This window comes from Opacimonas viscosa, from assembly GCF_024199005.1.
Classification (GTDB): Bacteria; Pseudomonadota; Gammaproteobacteria; order Enterobacterales; family Alteromonadaceae; genus Opacimonas; species Opacimonas viscosa.
In genome coordinates, this window is the sequence record NZ_JANATA010000315.1 from 1 (window position 1) to 239 (window position 239).

A 239-nucleotide genomic window follows, 5' to 3' on the forward strand; every position below is an offset into this window, starting at 1 on the left:
CCGGTGTCTTTGATCGGGATCCCGCAGCCAGAAATACCTTTGAAGTCCTGACTAACTACCCGGGCTTACACGCAGTCTGGTTTCATCGCGTGAGCCACAAACTCTGGAAGATGGAATTAAAATGGCTGGCAAGAACCTTATCGACGTTTAGTCGCTGGCTGACGGGCATAGAAATCCACCCGGGCGCAACTATCGGCAAGCGGTTTTTTATTGACCATGGTATGGGCGTTGTCATCGGT

General features: G+C 51.5%; 1 protein-coding gene. It reads left to right on the forward strand.

Going from position 1 to position 239, the window contains the following annotated elements:
- Window positions 1–239: serine O-acetyltransferase (locus tag NLF92_RS13750; RefSeq protein ID WP_432420238.1), on the forward strand; the 239-nt coding region annotated here is incomplete at both ends.